13 protein-coding genes are annotated in these 13,720 nt (G+C 55.8%); 5 read left to right on the forward strand and 8 right to left on the reverse strand.

What is annotated here, in order from left to right:
• Positions 1-172 precede the first annotated feature (172 nt).
• Both IEN85_RS08440 and IEN85_RS08445 read left to right on the forward strand, forming a co-directional pair.
• Positions 173-1,951 (forward strand): methyl-accepting chemotaxis protein, encoded by a 1,779-nt coding sequence (locus tag IEN85_RS08440; protein WP_191616659.1) that lies wholly within the window; start codon positions 173-175, stop codon positions 1,949-1,951.
• Positions 1,952-1,979: 28 nt separating this feature from the next.
• Positions 1,980-3,191, forward strand: coding sequence for a hypothetical protein (locus IEN85_RS08445; RefSeq protein WP_191616660.1), 1,212 nt, complete (start codon positions 1,980-1,982; stop codon positions 3,189-3,191).
• Positions 3,192-3,225: 34 nt separating this feature from the next.
• Here the strand turns inward: IEN85_RS08445 and IEN85_RS08450 are convergent, their stop codons facing one another.
• Positions 3,226-5,136, reverse strand: coding sequence for a glycosyl hydrolase family 28-related protein (locus IEN85_RS08450; protein ID WP_191616661.1), 1,911 nt, complete (start codon positions 5,134-5,136; stop codon positions 3,226-3,228).
• 518 nt (positions 5,137-5,654) lie between these two features.
• Between IEN85_RS08450 and IEN85_RS08455 the strand changes: the two genes are divergently transcribed.
• Positions 5,655-6,494: an aldo/keto reductase gene (locus tag IEN85_RS08455; protein WP_191616662.1), complete on the forward strand. Its 840-nt coding sequence runs from the start codon at positions 5,655-5,657 to the stop codon at positions 6,492-6,494.
• A 98-nt stretch (positions 6,495-6,592) separates the two neighbouring features.
• Here the strand turns inward: IEN85_RS08455 and IEN85_RS08460 are convergent, their stop codons facing one another.
• Positions 6,593-6,934, reverse strand: coding sequence for an energy transducer TonB (locus IEN85_RS08460; protein WP_191616663.1), 342 nt, complete (start codon positions 6,932-6,934; stop codon positions 6,593-6,595).
• A gap of 298 nt (positions 6,935-7,232) precedes the next feature.
• Here IEN85_RS08460 and IEN85_RS08465 point away from each other — a divergent pair, with 298 nt between their 5' ends.
• A complete protein-coding gene (locus IEN85_RS08465; RefSeq protein ID WP_191616664.1) occupies positions 7,233-8,771 on the forward strand; it encodes a sialate O-acetylesterase in 1,539 nt (512 codons plus the stop codon).
• 16 nt (positions 8,772-8,787) lie between these two features.
• Here the strand turns inward: IEN85_RS08465 and IEN85_RS08470 are convergent, their stop codons facing one another.
• Positions 8,788-9,864, reverse strand: a complete 1,077-nt coding sequence (locus IEN85_RS08470; RefSeq protein ID WP_191616665.1) for a Gfo/Idh/MocA family protein — start codon at positions 9,862-9,864, stop codon at positions 8,788-8,790.
• Between the two features lie 147 nt (positions 9,865-10,011).
• Here IEN85_RS08470 and IEN85_RS08475 point away from each other — a divergent pair, with 147 nt between their 5' ends.
• Positions 10,012-10,950: a sugar phosphate isomerase/epimerase family protein gene (locus IEN85_RS08475; RefSeq protein ID WP_191616666.1), complete on the forward strand. Its 939-nt coding sequence runs from the start codon at positions 10,012-10,014 to the stop codon at positions 10,948-10,950.
• Here IEN85_RS08475 and IEN85_RS08480 read toward each other — a convergent pair.
• From IEN85_RS08480 to IEN85_RS08500, 5 genes are all read right to left on the reverse strand, one after another.
• Positions 10,947-11,819 carry a 1,4-dihydroxy-2-naphthoate polyprenyltransferase gene (locus IEN85_RS08480; protein ID WP_191616667.1) on the reverse strand — a complete coding sequence of 291 codons (873 nt, stop codon included), beginning with the start codon at positions 11,817-11,819 and terminating at the stop codon, positions 10,947-10,949. The two genes, IEN85_RS08475 and IEN85_RS08480, sit on opposite strands and share 4 nt — an antisense overlap.
• A gap of 3 nt (positions 11,820-11,822) precedes the next feature.
• Positions 11,823-12,464, reverse strand: coding sequence for an HAD-IB family phosphatase (locus tag IEN85_RS08485; RefSeq protein WP_191616668.1), 642 nt, complete (start codon positions 12,462-12,464; stop codon positions 11,823-11,825).
• A 160-nt stretch (positions 12,465-12,624) separates the two neighbouring features.
• Positions 12,625-12,876: a type B 50S ribosomal protein L31 gene (locus IEN85_RS08490; protein WP_191616669.1), complete on the reverse strand. Its 252-nt coding sequence runs from the start codon at positions 12,874-12,876 to the stop codon at positions 12,625-12,627.
• Between the two features lie 28 nt (positions 12,877-12,904).
• Positions 12,905-13,030, reverse strand: a complete 126-nt coding sequence (ykgO, locus tag IEN85_RS08495) for a type B 50S ribosomal protein L36 (RefSeq protein WP_083794514.1) — start codon at positions 13,028-13,030, stop codon at positions 12,905-12,907.
• A gap of 97 nt (positions 13,031-13,127) precedes the next feature.
• Positions 13,128-13,691, reverse strand: a complete 564-nt coding sequence (locus tag IEN85_RS08500; RefSeq protein WP_191616670.1) for a YqgE/AlgH family protein — start codon at positions 13,689-13,691, stop codon at positions 13,128-13,130.
• Positions 13,692-13,720: the final 29 nt, after the last annotated feature.

Consider the following 13,720-nt stretch of genomic DNA (forward strand, 5'->3'; position numbering starts at 1 on the left):
TAATTCACGAGCAAACCGGTTCTGCTAATTGCCAGCCAAGTCAGATTCCGCATGGGGTGAACATAAAGCGCCCTCTAGGAATTACCGATAGGACTGACGAAGCACCTAGGCAGAAACAACAGAAGGTTCCCTTCCAACGCCACGGATCGCTCAACGACAATCCTACTCTATTATGACCTTTAAGCTACGCGACAAATTCGTAATCAGCGCCATAGCGTTGATTCTAATCGCCATCGGCAGCCTCGCGCTCGTTAGTCGTTACCTATTTTCCGACGCCCTCGAAACAGCAGTGGAGTCGCAAGCGGTGCACGATGCGCAACGTACCGCAAAGCATCTCGACGGCTGGCTGGAGGAAAGAAAGTCTATCATAGACAACTGGTCGAGCGACATCCAGCAATCGGAAGACCTACTGGATACGCTGAAGGCCAAGCTCGAATCGCAAACCTTTCTCTCAAATTTGAGTCTACTCGGCCCGGACGGGAAAGTGCTCGCCAGCTCCCATCCTTATCCTACGGCAGCGGAGAACCTGCTCGCTAAAACCGTTTCCTCCCTCGGTCCCGAGAGCGCTTTCACCGAAATCGAATACCTGAAAAGCGAATCCGAAGCCTTCGTTTTCCTTGTCGGAAAGCGCTTCGAGCGAGACGGACAAATTTGTCGACTCGCGGGAAAACTGTCCCTCGCTTACATTCACTCGCAATTCATCGGCGACATAAAAATCGGATCGGATGGATACGCCTTCATCGTACACGAAAACGCTCTGGTGGTCGACCATCCGAACCCCGATCACGTCGGAACCTTGAACTTCATGGACTTCGATTGGGGCCGCCAAATAATCGAGCAAAAGACAGGGTTCATCGAATACAAGTTTGAAGGCAGGCCTAAAATCGGGGCGATGCACCCAATCGACAGTTCAGCTTGGATCATCGGCGTGACTGCCTACGAGGACGACGTCTATTCCTCGCTCTCCACTTTTGCCTATACCTCACTGTTGGTCGCGATCGTCATCTGCTTGATCGCCGCCGGTCTCATTTCATGGGTGACTTCCGTCATTATAAAACCAATACACGGAATAATCTCAGGCCTCGGAGAAGCCGGCGAAAACATCAGGTCCGCTTCCCAGCAAGTTTCGACAATTAGTCAGCTCCTTTCCAACAGCTCGTCCCAACAGGCATCCTCGGTCGAGGAAACCGCAGCCGCGATTGAAGAGATTTCTCAGAAAACGAATAGCAACGCCAGCAAAGCAAATCGAGCTGAGTCCGAGCTGAACGAAAAAGCAATCGCTAGCCTCAACACGGTCAGCGACCAGGTCGAACAAGCCCGCGCCGCAATAAAAGAAACCTCAAACTCGGCATCCGAAACGCTCAAGGTCGTTAATACGATCGACGAAATCGCCTTTCAAACCAACTTGCTCGCCCTTAACGCGGCGGTCGAAGCGGCTAGAGCCGGAGCAGCCGGTTCAGGCTTCGCGGTCGTGGCCGACGAAGTGAGAGCCCTCGCAGGCAAGGCAGCCGCAGCAGCCCGCACATCTGGGGAGCTCATCAACCGCTCCCACCGTTCAGTACAACACGTCTCCGAACTCAACGAGCAAATCGCTCAATCCATGCAGGAAAACCTGCAGATCTCGCAAAACCTATCAGCGAGCATGGTCGAAATTTCCGAGGATTCCAACGAGCAGGCTCGCAGTATCGAGGAGATCAGCGTTTCCATGTCCAACGTCGATCGAATGACCCAAGAAAACGTCGCCAGCTCTGAAGAGAGCGCCGCGGCCGCCGAGCAGCTTTTCGCCCAAGCCGAGCAGATGAACGATTTTATGGGCAAGCTACAAGCCGTGCTCGACGGCAAAGAGAGGGCTGCCGCAGAAAACAAGAAAGACCATGCCCGGGATCGATTCGATACACCCGACTGGACCAGCACCCGGAAACATGAAGACACGCTCACTTACTTCAACTAAGGGCGAAGCACAGCCCTAAGCGCTCATCATGAAAACACATCAAAAAATAGCGTACGCTCTGCTCTCCTTGCTTGCTCCGACCGCTTATTCGGTCGCCGCAGACAGCTATCCATCCGAGCTCGAGTTCGACCTATCCTCGACCCTTCTGGTCATGGGAAGAGACTACGGCGCCGAGGTCAAAGGCTCAGCTGCCTCTGCATCAGTCAGCATAGCGGCAAAGTCTCAACTCTCGGAGCAGGCTACGTTCGGCATCAAGTCAGTTCTCGTGGAGAATCTTTGGGAAAATGAGAGAGAAAACGCTGCGTATTGGCTTTCCAATGACAAATCCGCATCTTTGCCTGAGGCCTACATAAGCTACCGCGCCGCGGGAATAGGCCCCAACGGCACACTGCTGAGCCTAGGCCGCAAAGAACTGAGCTACGCATTCTTTCCCGGCTACAAAGTGAGACACCAGGCCCAATCGCTCGAGGGCATTTTCGCCAACGCACGTATCAGCGAGTCCCTGCAAGTCGACCTCGGCCACATCGAACGTTACAGTTCTTGGCCCTCACGGGAAAACGGGACCTCCCTTCTAGACACCTCCTTTAAGCGACTGGGCGAAAGGATCGGAGCAAGCGCAACAAAGTCAGGAATACAATTTGTATCCACAGAACTAAACAAAAAGAGCTTCTCTCTGCACGCCTACGACTACTACGCTGAAAAGCTTTACAACAATGCAGGGTTAAAGCTCTCCTATACCCTCCCCACCGATAGCGGAGACGGCCGCTGGTCCCTATCCGCCCACGGTATCGATCAAAAGGGCCAAGGCGATGGGGCGTTCAAGGATCACTCTGCCAGCTCGCTCGAGCTGAACCTACGCTACAAGCTGAAGTCCTTTTCTCTGGACGCGGGCTGGACACAGATTTCGAAAGACGCATCCCTGCTCGTTCCTTTCCGCACCAGCTACACCAACGACGCCACCCTTCTCTGGTACACCAACCAATTCGAAGCGGGCGCTCAAACGTACCACGCCAAAGCCGTGTACTCTCGCAACTCATGGACCCTCGCGGCCGTCTACCTGACTGCTTCACACTTAGACCGAAGAGCCGAGAGCGAAATCGATCTCGTGGCGAAAAGGAAACTGAGCGAAAAGCTAAGCGTCTGCATCAAGGCGGGCTACGGAAAATGCGTTTTCGACGAGTCGGATCGACACCACAAGTCCGCGCGAGACCTTCGCCTGTTCGTCGACTACCGACTTTGAAATCACAACGACAGTCCGGCTCTTAGCAAAAAACCTACCGCACCGATAAGCGATAGAAACTCGATTCCGGAAGCAGTGGAGCCTCGAGCTCACCTTGGGCGCCGTTGACGACAGTCTGCCAATTGGCCAAGTCAGCCGCCTTTTGCAAAACCCAAGGAAAGCTCGGCGATTCCTCCCAGCGAAACTGCAAGGAGCTCTCGGTTTTGAGAAAGATGAGATCGGCGGAAAGCGAGTCGACTCGCTTCAATAGTTGGTCCTGGTAAAGGGACGAAGGGACTAAATCTGCTCCCATCCCTTCACCCTCCACGATATCGTCAGGGGCCGTACGAACAGCCGAGTTCGGTCGCTTCTCGCTCAAGCGAACAGCGGATGCCTCTCCGCTGGTTCCTATGACATATCCGTATCCAAACTGCTGACTATGCACAATGTAGTTCGCGTTGGCATGGGAAGCCAAGCCCTCCGTATTCCAGAACACGCATTGGCTGGAAGTCATGCCATGTTCCGGGCGACTCCCCCAATCGCCTCGATAGGCTGCTTCGAAATAGGATCGCTCAAGTCGATTGCTATCGAACAAGTTGGAGTGGCTGAATACGCCATGATGGTCGCTGCCCCTCCCCGCAGTCATCCCTCGCTGCGTATCCGCAAGTTGTATACCGCTATCGTGATCGTAGCAGCGGGTGACCACGTTCCCGGAGTTTTGCATCCGCCACATCACAATTCCGTGCCGGCAAAACCCAACCTCGCATTCAGCGATCAAACACTCGGCTGCCGCATTGAGGCGAATCATGTACCCGTTGCCTCCTCCACCTCCGTATTGGGCGTTTTGAAAACGCAACCGGTATAGCGTCACATTGCGACACCAATCAAGAAGCACCCCGTTGGAGAGGCAATGTACCCCGTTATCATTGTCCGGATTATAGGAGCTAACATTTTGTATCCATCCATCCACCACGCCCCTCATTTCGATGAGGAAGGAATCATGAGCGTCGTAAGCCGCAGTCCCAGCAACCGTGTAGTCCGACTCCCCCCAGCCTGACTTGTCGATCCGCTGGTTTCCGATGGAAAACCCTTCCAAGCCGACATCTGTCAATCGAGACGCTGGTTTCCAGACGCTCGCTCCGTCCCGTTGCTTCAGCGACCAACGAGTCGGTATGTCGAAACTCACGATTCGATTGGCCACGTCGATCGTCTCGATGCGTCTCAGATAAAGCAGACCTCGTAGCGAATCCAGGGTATCGGTCCAATCTACCCCATCCGTTCCCGCCCCCATTTTCAGATCCTGCACGAACTGCTCCGTCGCCGGATTGTGCAAGACGATCCAATCTCCGACCGCGAGTCCGGCTAAAGATTCCAGTTGGACCGAACGCGTCGGCCCCAGTTCGTCACGCTGCAGCAAAATCGGCTCCGATCGCTTGCTGGTCCAACTCCCCCAATCCTCTGGGCGCACGCGAATCACCCTTCGGTTTCGCATCTCGGTCGTTGTATTGAAGAGGAAGGTCCGGTCCGGACCCGCTCCGCGCAAAACCACATTGGAAGACTCGATCTGCAAACAACGGTCCTCGCCTGAGGGAACCGACAAACGGTAACTGCCGGGCTTCAGGTAAACGATCCCACCACCATTCGCCTCGGCGGCATCGATCGCCGCTTGAATCGCAGCAGTCGCATCGACTTGGCCGCTCGGATCCGCTCCAAAACCGTCCACCGCATCAAACAAGCTCTCCACCTCCGGCGACAAGGAGGCCTGACCCATGCGGTAACCCGCGTAGGAAAAATCTTGGAGGAAGGCATCATCGGCAAAGGACAATCCATCCTCCCGAGTCGGCGGAACCCAATCGGCCGGATACAAGCTCGATCGCCAAGCGGACTGCCCCGAGGAGTGGACAGTCGAAAAGAGAGCAAAGGAAAACGCTAGGGTTCGGATAACGACGATGGGGGCAAATCGCATGTCCCCACCCCAAAGCAGCCAATCGCAAATCGCAGTAATAATTATTAACTAAATCGCGAAAATTGCGCTTTTCATAGCGAAACGGCCAATTCTCGCCAGCTATGCGGACAAAAGCCATTAGGCCTTCGGATTCTAAGCGAGCTCCAAGGCCGAAAAATCTGGACGGACTTGGACTCGCTGAGAGGCCCCGTCGGTCAAGGCAAGCGCCTTCCTCGCACGCGAAGTGCGACACCCGGCCATGATCCCTCAAGACGCCTCCAGAAAACAACAAACCCGTCGATCCGAGGATCGACGGGCCAAGTAGTCTAGCTACCGCTAGTTAGACAACAATAAGAGAGCATGAACATCTCTCCAATGACTTACGAAGTTTCGAAAGAAGTATTCCAAGGGCAAAACAATTCAGCAAAAATTCGCGCGTGTACACCCGTATCTCCCTAAGTCACTGATAATCTTCGTCCTCGACAGGCTCCCCTCCCCAAGTCTGTCATCTACCTGTCACCTCCTGATTGCGAAAGCGGATGATCAAAATAAGCAGCACCACACCTCTCAACAACGGCACGGAACTCCCCGTCTTCGGATTCGGGGCCTACAAGGTGGGCGACAAGCAATCGGGCGAAGCAGCTCTCCAAGCGGCCTTCGAATGCGGCTATCGTCACGTTGACACCGCTTCGATCTACCAAAACGAGGGCTTGGTGGGAGAGGCCCTGCAGGCGTCTGGCCTGAAGCGAAACGAGGTCTTCCTGACGACCAAGCTCTGGCTGGACGAACAGGGCAAAACGGAAACGCCTGCGGCCCTGGAGCGAAGCCTGCAAAAGTTGCAAACCGACTACGTGGACCTCTACCTCATGCACTGGCCTCACCCAGACTCCAAACGCTTGCAACCTTGTTGGGAGGCCATGCAGCTGCTGCTGGAAGCCGGCAAATGCAGAGCGATCGGAGTCAGCAATTTTTCGCGAAAGCGGCTGGAGGAGCTCTTATCCCTCAGCTCCTATCGTCCGGCGGTGAACCAGGTCGAGTGCAACGTCTTCCACAATCAACAGGAGCTGGCCACCTTCTGCCGTTCCAAAGGGATTTTGCTTCAATCCTACAGTCCCTTGGCGCGTGGCAGGAAATGGGGCCACCCAGAGCTGGAAGCCCTCTCCGCAAAGTACCGCAAAACGGAAGCGCAGCTTATGTTGCGCTGGTGTCTCGACCACCAGATCCCCATCATCCCCAAGTCTTCGACCCCAGCACGGATTCGGGAGAACGCCGAGATTTTCGATTTTTCCTTGTCGCAGGAGGACCGAGCCCGTCTCGACCAGCTCAACGAGGACTTCGAGGTTTCCGACTGGCGCCCCGACCCGGAAAACTGGTACTGAAAGCGAGCGACGCCCTTTCCAGGCCGAGCTGCAGACGCAAAAAAGCGGCCTCGCTCGAAGCGAAAGCCGCACGTTTCGGAACGGTGTCCTTCTGGTTCCTAGCTCTTGAACTTGAAAGGAACCTTGATGCTGCACTCGATCGGACTGCCGTTGAGCTGGGCCGGATTGAAGCGCCACTGCTTGATCGCGTCCAGGACGGGCTGCTCGAGAGAAGCGTCCGTAGACTTGTCGATTGTCACAGAAGCAACGGTGCCGTCAGCAGAGATAGTGACAAGCGCCATCGCCATGCCTTCGATCCCGTTCGGGTTCGCAGGGGCGACACTCTTCTTCACAGAAGGTTGCACATCCCATTTGGCATCTGCAGCAGAAACCGCGTTTGCAGCGAAGGCGGCAAGCGCGAGAATTAGAAGGCTCGTGAGGCTAGATTTGAATCTGTTCATTTTCTTTTTTTGCAACGGGAGTGCTTCCCGAATCGACGCTCGCCCAAAAGAAATGCTTCTTCTAGGTTTGCGTGTTGTAAGCGCATCTAAACGTACCTCGCATCGAAAACCGTAGGGGAAATTTGGATATTCCATGAATTTTATTCCGCTTCATTTTGTTTTTACACAAACAGGCTTTTGCCAAATAAACGTCGTTTTCCTAGCCTGAGTTTTCCTCCATTGAGACTCGTAAACACCCCTTCCCCCAAAGCTCACAATTCCTTAGCCACCCGCTGATTGATTTATCCTTAAATACCGCATGAAGACCCTATTTTTATTCCTAATGGCCACCGGAGCGCTCGCTAATTCGCTCTACGCCCAGCTCAGCGTGCCCAACGTTTTCACGGACCACATGGTCCTGCAACGCAACCAAGCCAACCCGATCTGGGGCAAAGCCAGCCCCCAGCAAAAGGTCACCATCAGCCTCGCCGGCAACGTCGTCACGACCCAAGCCGACGCGGCTGGAGCCTGGCGGGCAAAGCTCCCGCCCCTGCCAGCCGGCGGCCCGCACGCCCTCACCATCAAAGGCGAGGATACCATCACGATAGAGGATGTCCTAGTCGGCGAGGTCTGGTTCTGCTCCGGGCAATCCAACATGGAGTGGCCGGTCGCCAACTCCTACGGCGCGGAGGTTGAAATCGCTGCTGCCAACCACCCTCAGATACGATTCCTGACGGTTGCCAGAAACGGCACCCAAATTCCCCAAGACGATATCGAAGGATCCTGGCAGGTTTGCTCTCCCGAGACCGTGCCCCACTTCTCTGCCATCGGCTACTTCTATGGCCAAACCCTAAACGCAGCCTTGGGCGTGCCCATCGGTCTTATCGACAACGCCTGGGGAGGCTCCATGGCCGAAAGCTGGATTTCCCGCTCCGTTCTGGAGGACGACGAACGTTACGCCCCGCTGCTCGAGCATTGGAAATCCAAAACGCAGAACTTCGACGAAGCGAAATACAAGGCCTTCCTGAAACGCTTCGAGGAATGGCAAGCTGCGGGCCGCCCCGAACCCAGTCTCAATTGGAACGATACCGTGCATCCGCTCACCGGCCAGCATCGCCCCGCCAACATCTACAACGGCATGGTGCATCCACTCGCCGGATACGGCATCAAGGGCGTTATCTGGTATCAGGGAGAAAGCAACGGCGGTCGCGCCGACCAATATCGTCACCTGTTTCCCCTCCTAGTAAAGACTTGGCGTGAAACTTGGAAACAAGGCGACTTCCCCTTCTACTGGGTACAACTGGCCGACTGGGGCAGCGAACCCGATGAACCAGGAGAGAACGGTTGGGCGGAACTGCGCGACGCCCAAACGCAATCCATGGACGTTCTCAAAAACTCCGGCCAAGCTGTCATCATCGACCTAGGCGAAGGACGCGACATCCACCCTCGCGACAAGAAAACCGTCGCTAGCCGCTTGGTACGTTGGCCGCTAGCAAATGACTACGGCTACGACCTAGCGTATCAAAGTCCTCGATACAAAAGCATGCAAGTTGTGGGAGACAAAGTCAGAATTACCTTCGACCATACCAGCCCTGAAGGCTTGTACAGCTTCGACACGGCTGAAGTCAAAGGCTTCGCCATCGCCGCCGCTGACCAGAAATTCATATGGGCCGAAGCCAAGATCCTCGCCCCGAACACCGTCGAAGTTTGGGCCGACTCAATCGATTCCCCGGTGGCCGTACGCTACGGCTGGGCCCAAAACCCGATCGTCAACCTCTACGACCGCAACGGCCTGCCCGTCACCCCTTTCCGAACGGACGACTGGAAATGGCAGTCCGCCGGAAAAGCGATCGATTAGTACGGAGCGTCGCTTGCTAAACGGAGCGCCCCTGATCCGCTAGCTGCTGGGCTTTCAAGCTCAGCTCAGCAGCCTTGAAGGCGTGCGCCTGAGTCATGGCGTTTTCCGTGCGATTCAAGCAATCGAGCACGAACTTGCCAAAGAACGGAAAGCCCACCTTGCCCGCGCAATCGATCATCTGCTCGGATTCCTGGTCCACCAGATAAACGTGGTCGCTACCGCCCTTCACGATGTCGCGGTACTTGCGAATTTCGAGATAGCCGTCCGTGCCTAAAACGAAAGTGCGACCATCCCCCCAAATCTTGGAACCGGCTGGATTGAACCAATCGAGGCGACAGTAGGCGCTGGCTCCAGTGTTTAGGGTGATGCTGGTTTCGCCAAAATCTTCCAAACCGGGATAGTCCGGGGTCCCTAGATTGTCTACGCGGGCAAAGTTGACCACCCCGTCCGTGGCGCCGGTATACTCTAAAAACTGCTCGCACTGGTGGGAACCGATATCCGTGAGGATTCCTCCGTAGCGCTTCTTGTCGAAGAACCATTCCGGACGGGTATGAGCCGCCAAATTGTGAGGTGCCAGGTTGAGCACCTGCAGGACGCGGCCAATCGCGCCTCCCTTGATAAGCTCCCCCGCATACCAACCTGACTCGCTGGAGAGACGCTCGCTGTAGCAAACCATGTAACGCTTGCCAGTCTCTTCCGTCTTCGCCTTGGCAAGCTCCAGTTGCTCGAGCGAGGTGAATGGGGCCTTGTCGGTGAAATAGTCCTTCCCTGCATCCATAACCTGAATACCAATTTCGCAGCGCAGATTCGGAATCGCAGCGGCGGTCACCAGCTTCACCTCAGGCGCATCGAGAATTTCGCGGAAGTCGCTTACCACCTTGGCATGCGGATGAGCCTTGAGCACGCTTTCGTAGCGCTCGGGCTGCGGTTCATAGATATACCCTAGCTTTCCGCCCACGCTCGCCAGACCTTCGATCTGCCCATAGATATGTCCATGGTCGAAGAACGCAGCCGCGAACACGAACTCGCCCGCTTCTACCACTTTCTCATTCCCCTTAAATTCCGGGGCATAGTTCATTCCGTCTCTGCTCATGGGTATATTACGTTTTGGTATTCAAGGCTCAGAATTCGACCTTGGGCTATTGTTGGCACGCCTTGTCCCTCATTGGCAACCCTATCGTTTCCTTGCCAGACTTCCTTCCCTACATTCTAATGATAGCTCAAAGCGTTTTCCCTCAGCATGCACTCCCCAAATCGACGCGACTTCATCAAAGCCGGAACCTTGCTCGCCGTTTCGACCGCCTTGCCAGGACGGTCTGCGGCCCAGCCCCAATCGCAGACCCCCAAGCTGAACCTGTTCTCGAAACACCTGCAGTTTCTCGACTACCAAGCGATGGCGGAAGCCGCTAAGGAGATCGGCTTCCAAGGAGTCGACCTCACAGTGCGCCCCGGAGGACACGTCGAACCGGAAAAAGTCGAAACCGACCTGCCACGAGCGGTAGAAGCCTGCCACAGACAGGGACTCGAAACCGTGATGATGACCACAGCGGTCGATGACGCCGAGGATACCCTCGACCAGGCCGTGCTGCGAACTGCGGCAAAGTGCGGTATTACCCACTATCGGATGAACTGGTTTCGCTACGAGAATGACAAACCGCTCCCCGAAACGCTCTCCGCATATCAAATGCGTATCCAGAAGCTTGACGCGCTCAACGAAGAGCTAGGCTTGGTCGGCTGCTACCAAAACCACGCCGGGACCCTCGTCGGAGCTTCGCTCTGGGAAGTTTGGCAACTGCTGCAAGGGTCTTCACCTGAACACTTCGGGGCCCAATACGACATTCGCCACGCAACCGTGGAAGGCGGACGTTCCTGGACCAATGGATTTCGCCTGATCCAAGATCGCATCCGCACCCTCGTGATGAAGGACTTCAAGTGGGTCAAGAGAGAGGGACGTACCCAATTGCTCAATACGCCGTTGGGCGAAGGGATGGTAGATTTTCCACATTACTTCAAACTCCTCAAAGAAACGCAGATCGACGTTCCTATCTCTCTCCACTTCGAGTACGATCTCGGAGGAGCGGAGAAGGGGCGGCGCCAAATCGAACGGTCACCCGACTTCGTCTTCGACGCCATGCGGAAGGACATCGCCACCTTCGAGCGACTTTGGAGCGAAGCCTAAGCCGCCACAAAAACCGCGCCTGCCAGCAGCACTCCCACCAGTAGCAAAAAGGCCGCCGTTTTGGCGAGGACTCCGTTCAGAGCCACGCCCTCAGTCCTGTCCAGAGTCCCCGCTAGCTTAAGTCCAAGGGGAAATGCCAAAAAGGGAATCGCGTGGTAGACTTCGCCCGTCGACATGGCAAATAAGCCCAGGCACAGGAAGGCGCCCACCAGCTGCAAACGATACTGAGCCGCGCCGAAGTTCCGTCCCCAGCGAGCGACCAAGGTCATCTTGTTGGCCTTCCTGTCCGTCTCCATATCCCGGTAGTTGTTGACCACTAGGATGTTGTTCGCCAACAGCCCGAGCATCATGCCCAGAAACGCGGACTCCCAAGTCAATTGCCCCGCAACCACATAGACAGTGCCCATAGTGGCAACGAGTCCGAAAAAGAAGATCACGAAAACGTCTCCAAGCCCTCGATACGCCAGGGGGAACGGCCCTCCGGTGTAACCGTAGCCAAACACGATGGATACGATGCCAACAATCAAGAGCGACCAATCGCGATAAGCCACCAGATTCAAGCCGACCAAAAATGCCATCAGAAAGATGCCGAGCGAGGCCCACAACATCCTGCGCGGCTCGATGCGGCCGCTCGCCACCAAACGCTCGGGTCCTACCCTATCCGGCGTGTCGGCTCCGCGAACGTGATCGTAGTAGTCGTTCGCCATGTTGGTGGCGATCTGCACCAGCAACGCGAAAGCGAGGCAAATCGCGACCGGCCACCAATCGAAGTACCCCATGCGCTTCGCTTCGGCAGTTCCGACCAAAATCGGCACCACCGCCGCAGGCAAGGTCTTGGGACGCGCCGCCTCTACCCAGTCGCCTAACATACCTTAGTCCAGAAGAGCAGGAATGTCGCTGAGCTTGTAAACGAATTGCTTGGCTTCCGCCTTCACCTTCGCTCGCTCCAAATATCCTCCGTAACCAATGAAAAGATCCACGAACGGCTGAGTCTCCAAGTCGCTCGAGCCATCCCCTACCATCACGGTTTGGGTCGCCCCGCGTTCCGCCTTGTCCGCGTCGATCACCTTCATCTTCCCTCCCATGCGGGACGTCGGACAATTCCCGTCGAAGCCGAGGTAGCGACCTGCGTCGTCGAAGATCAGGTCCACGGCCCTGACACGCTCCACCCCCAAATGTCTGGCGAAAGGAGCGATCGCTTGCGTCAGGCCACCACTCACGATGATCGGCTCCCAGCCCTTCTCACGCAAAGCGGCAAGGGTCTCAAGGGCCGTCGGCTCTATGGTGTCGATGTACAGCTGCCCGATCTTTTCGCACTCTTCGGCGCTCGGCTTGATGAGGTCGAGCCGCGCCCCGTAGACGTCTTCGATGGCGATGTGACCGTCCATAGCCTTATTGGTCATGTTCTCGCATTCGCGAAATGTCTCTTCGCCTCGCAAGCGGGCTAATTCGTCGATCCCCTCGATCGAACTCAAGGTGCTGTCGCAGTCTATGAAGATAAGTTTCTTGGACATGGTGATATCTGAAAAATCGGGTGCGACCCTAGTCGCGGAAAGCCTTGCCTTTATTCGCGAGCAAGCTCGTTCCTACAAGAACCGAGTTTCGCTCGGGACAACAAAAAAACCCTCGAGCCTGAGCTCGAGGGTTTGAAAAATCGTTCGCTGTCCGGTCCGCTTAGCGGCGGCGACGGAACTTGTTCTGGAACTTCTCCACGCGACCAGCAGTATCGACGAAGCGCTTTTCGCCGGTGTAGACTGGGTGGGAGTCCATGGTGATGTCGCGGAATACCTTAACGCACTCGACGCCGTCCACGGTCTCAGTCTGATGACCCTTGGCAGGGATGGTGGAGTTCGTTACGAACTTCTTTCCCGTCGATACGTCGACGAAGACAGTTGGGTTATAATCTGGATGAATACCTTTTTTCACGGCGAAAAGTTGAGCGGTTTAGAGCGAATTAACCCTGGCGGGCCTTGAAACGCGGGTTGGTCTTGCAGATCACGTACAGACGACCCTTGCGACGTACAACTTGGCAGTCAGGGTGACGTGTCTTAGCGGACTTGAGTGATGACACTACTTTCATAAGGGGCGTAAAGAGAACGAGTCGCCTCCCGCCTGTCAATAGAGGAATCGCTAAATATCGTCCCGGCTCCCAAAGCTCTGGGCTCGCCCCTCTAAAGCTAGTTGGCGTCCGGATCCTCCGGGACCATGGACAAGAGGCCCAGCTCCGGATTCACCTCCATTATAAGGTGTCGCCACAGGTCAGCGCCGTCCTTGCTGGAAATGGATTCCGCATCGACCTCGGCAACGACCCAGGCGTTGGACTCCAGCTCGCTCAACAGCTGTCCCTCGCTCCAGCCGGAATAACCTTTGAAAGCCCTGAAAACCAAATCCGGGTCTTCCTTCATCTTGGATTGGGCCGCCAAGGGCTCCATGCCGAAAAAGAGCTGAAACTGCCCCAAGTCGGGGATGAGCTTCCAGGCCGCCAAGATAATTTGGTTCGGGCTGACGGGCCCTCCCACGTAAACAGGCACATTGCCCAATCCGCATTCGTTGAACTCCGAACTGAGCTGCCCCAGACGCTCGCCCGTACTGTGGTTCAGCACGACCCCAAGCGAACCCGACTCTTCATGCCGCGTCATGAGCACCACCGAACTCGCGAAATTCGGGTCCTTAAGGTGCGGATGGGCCAGCAAAAGCGAGCCGGCTAGTTCCGGGGAATCGTCCTGAGTCTCGTCGTACATAAGTTGTCGTCCTGACCCGATGAATCTCA

The sequence above is a fragment of the Pelagicoccus enzymogenes genome, from assembly GCF_014803405.1.
Lineage (GTDB): Bacteria > Verrucomicrobiota > Verrucomicrobiia > Opitutales > Opitutaceae > Pelagicoccus > Pelagicoccus enzymogenes.

Bases quoted from the DNA above. Each gene is read 5' to 3' on its own strand.
- IEN85_RS08440 (WP_191616659.1), top strand. From the start codon at position 173: ATGACCTTTAAGCTACGCGACAAATTCGTAATCAGCGCCATAGCGTTG.
- IEN85_RS08445 (WP_191616660.1), top strand. From the start codon at position 1,980: ATGAAAACACATCAAAAAATAGCGTACGCTCTGCTCTCCTTGCTTGCT.
- IEN85_RS08450 (WP_191616661.1), bottom strand. From the start codon at position 5,136: ATGCGATTTGCCCCCATCGTCGTTATCCGAACCCTAGCGTTTTCCTTT.
- IEN85_RS08455 (WP_191616662.1), top strand. From the start codon at position 5,655: ATGATCAAAATAAGCAGCACCACACCTCTCAACAACGGCACGGAACTC.
- IEN85_RS08460 (WP_191616663.1), bottom strand. From the start codon at position 6,934: ATGAACAGATTCAAATCTAGCCTCACGAGCCTTCTAATTCTCGCGCTT.
- IEN85_RS08465 (WP_191616664.1), top strand. From the start codon at position 7,233: ATGAAGACCCTATTTTTATTCCTAATGGCCACCGGAGCGCTCGCTAAT.
- IEN85_RS08470 (WP_191616665.1), bottom strand. From the start codon at position 9,864: ATGAGCAGAGACGGAATGAACTATGCCCCGGAATTTAAGGGGAATGAG.
- IEN85_RS08475 (WP_191616666.1), top strand. From the start codon at position 10,012: ATGCACTCCCCAAATCGACGCGACTTCATCAAAGCCGGAACCTTGCTC.
- IEN85_RS08480 (WP_191616667.1), bottom strand. From the start codon at position 11,819: ATGTTAGGCGACTGGGTAGAGGCGGCGCGTCCCAAGACCTTGCCTGCG.
- IEN85_RS08485 (WP_191616668.1), bottom strand. From the start codon at position 12,464: ATGTCCAAGAAACTTATCTTCATAGACTGCGACAGCACCTTGAGTTCG.
- ykgO (WP_083794514.1), bottom strand. From the start codon at position 13,030: ATGAAAGTAGTGTCATCACTCAAGTCCGCTAAGACACGTCACCCTGAC.
- IEN85_RS08500 (WP_191616670.1), bottom strand. From the start codon at position 13,691: ATGTACGACGAGACTCAGGACGATTCCCCGGAACTAGCCGGCTCGCTT.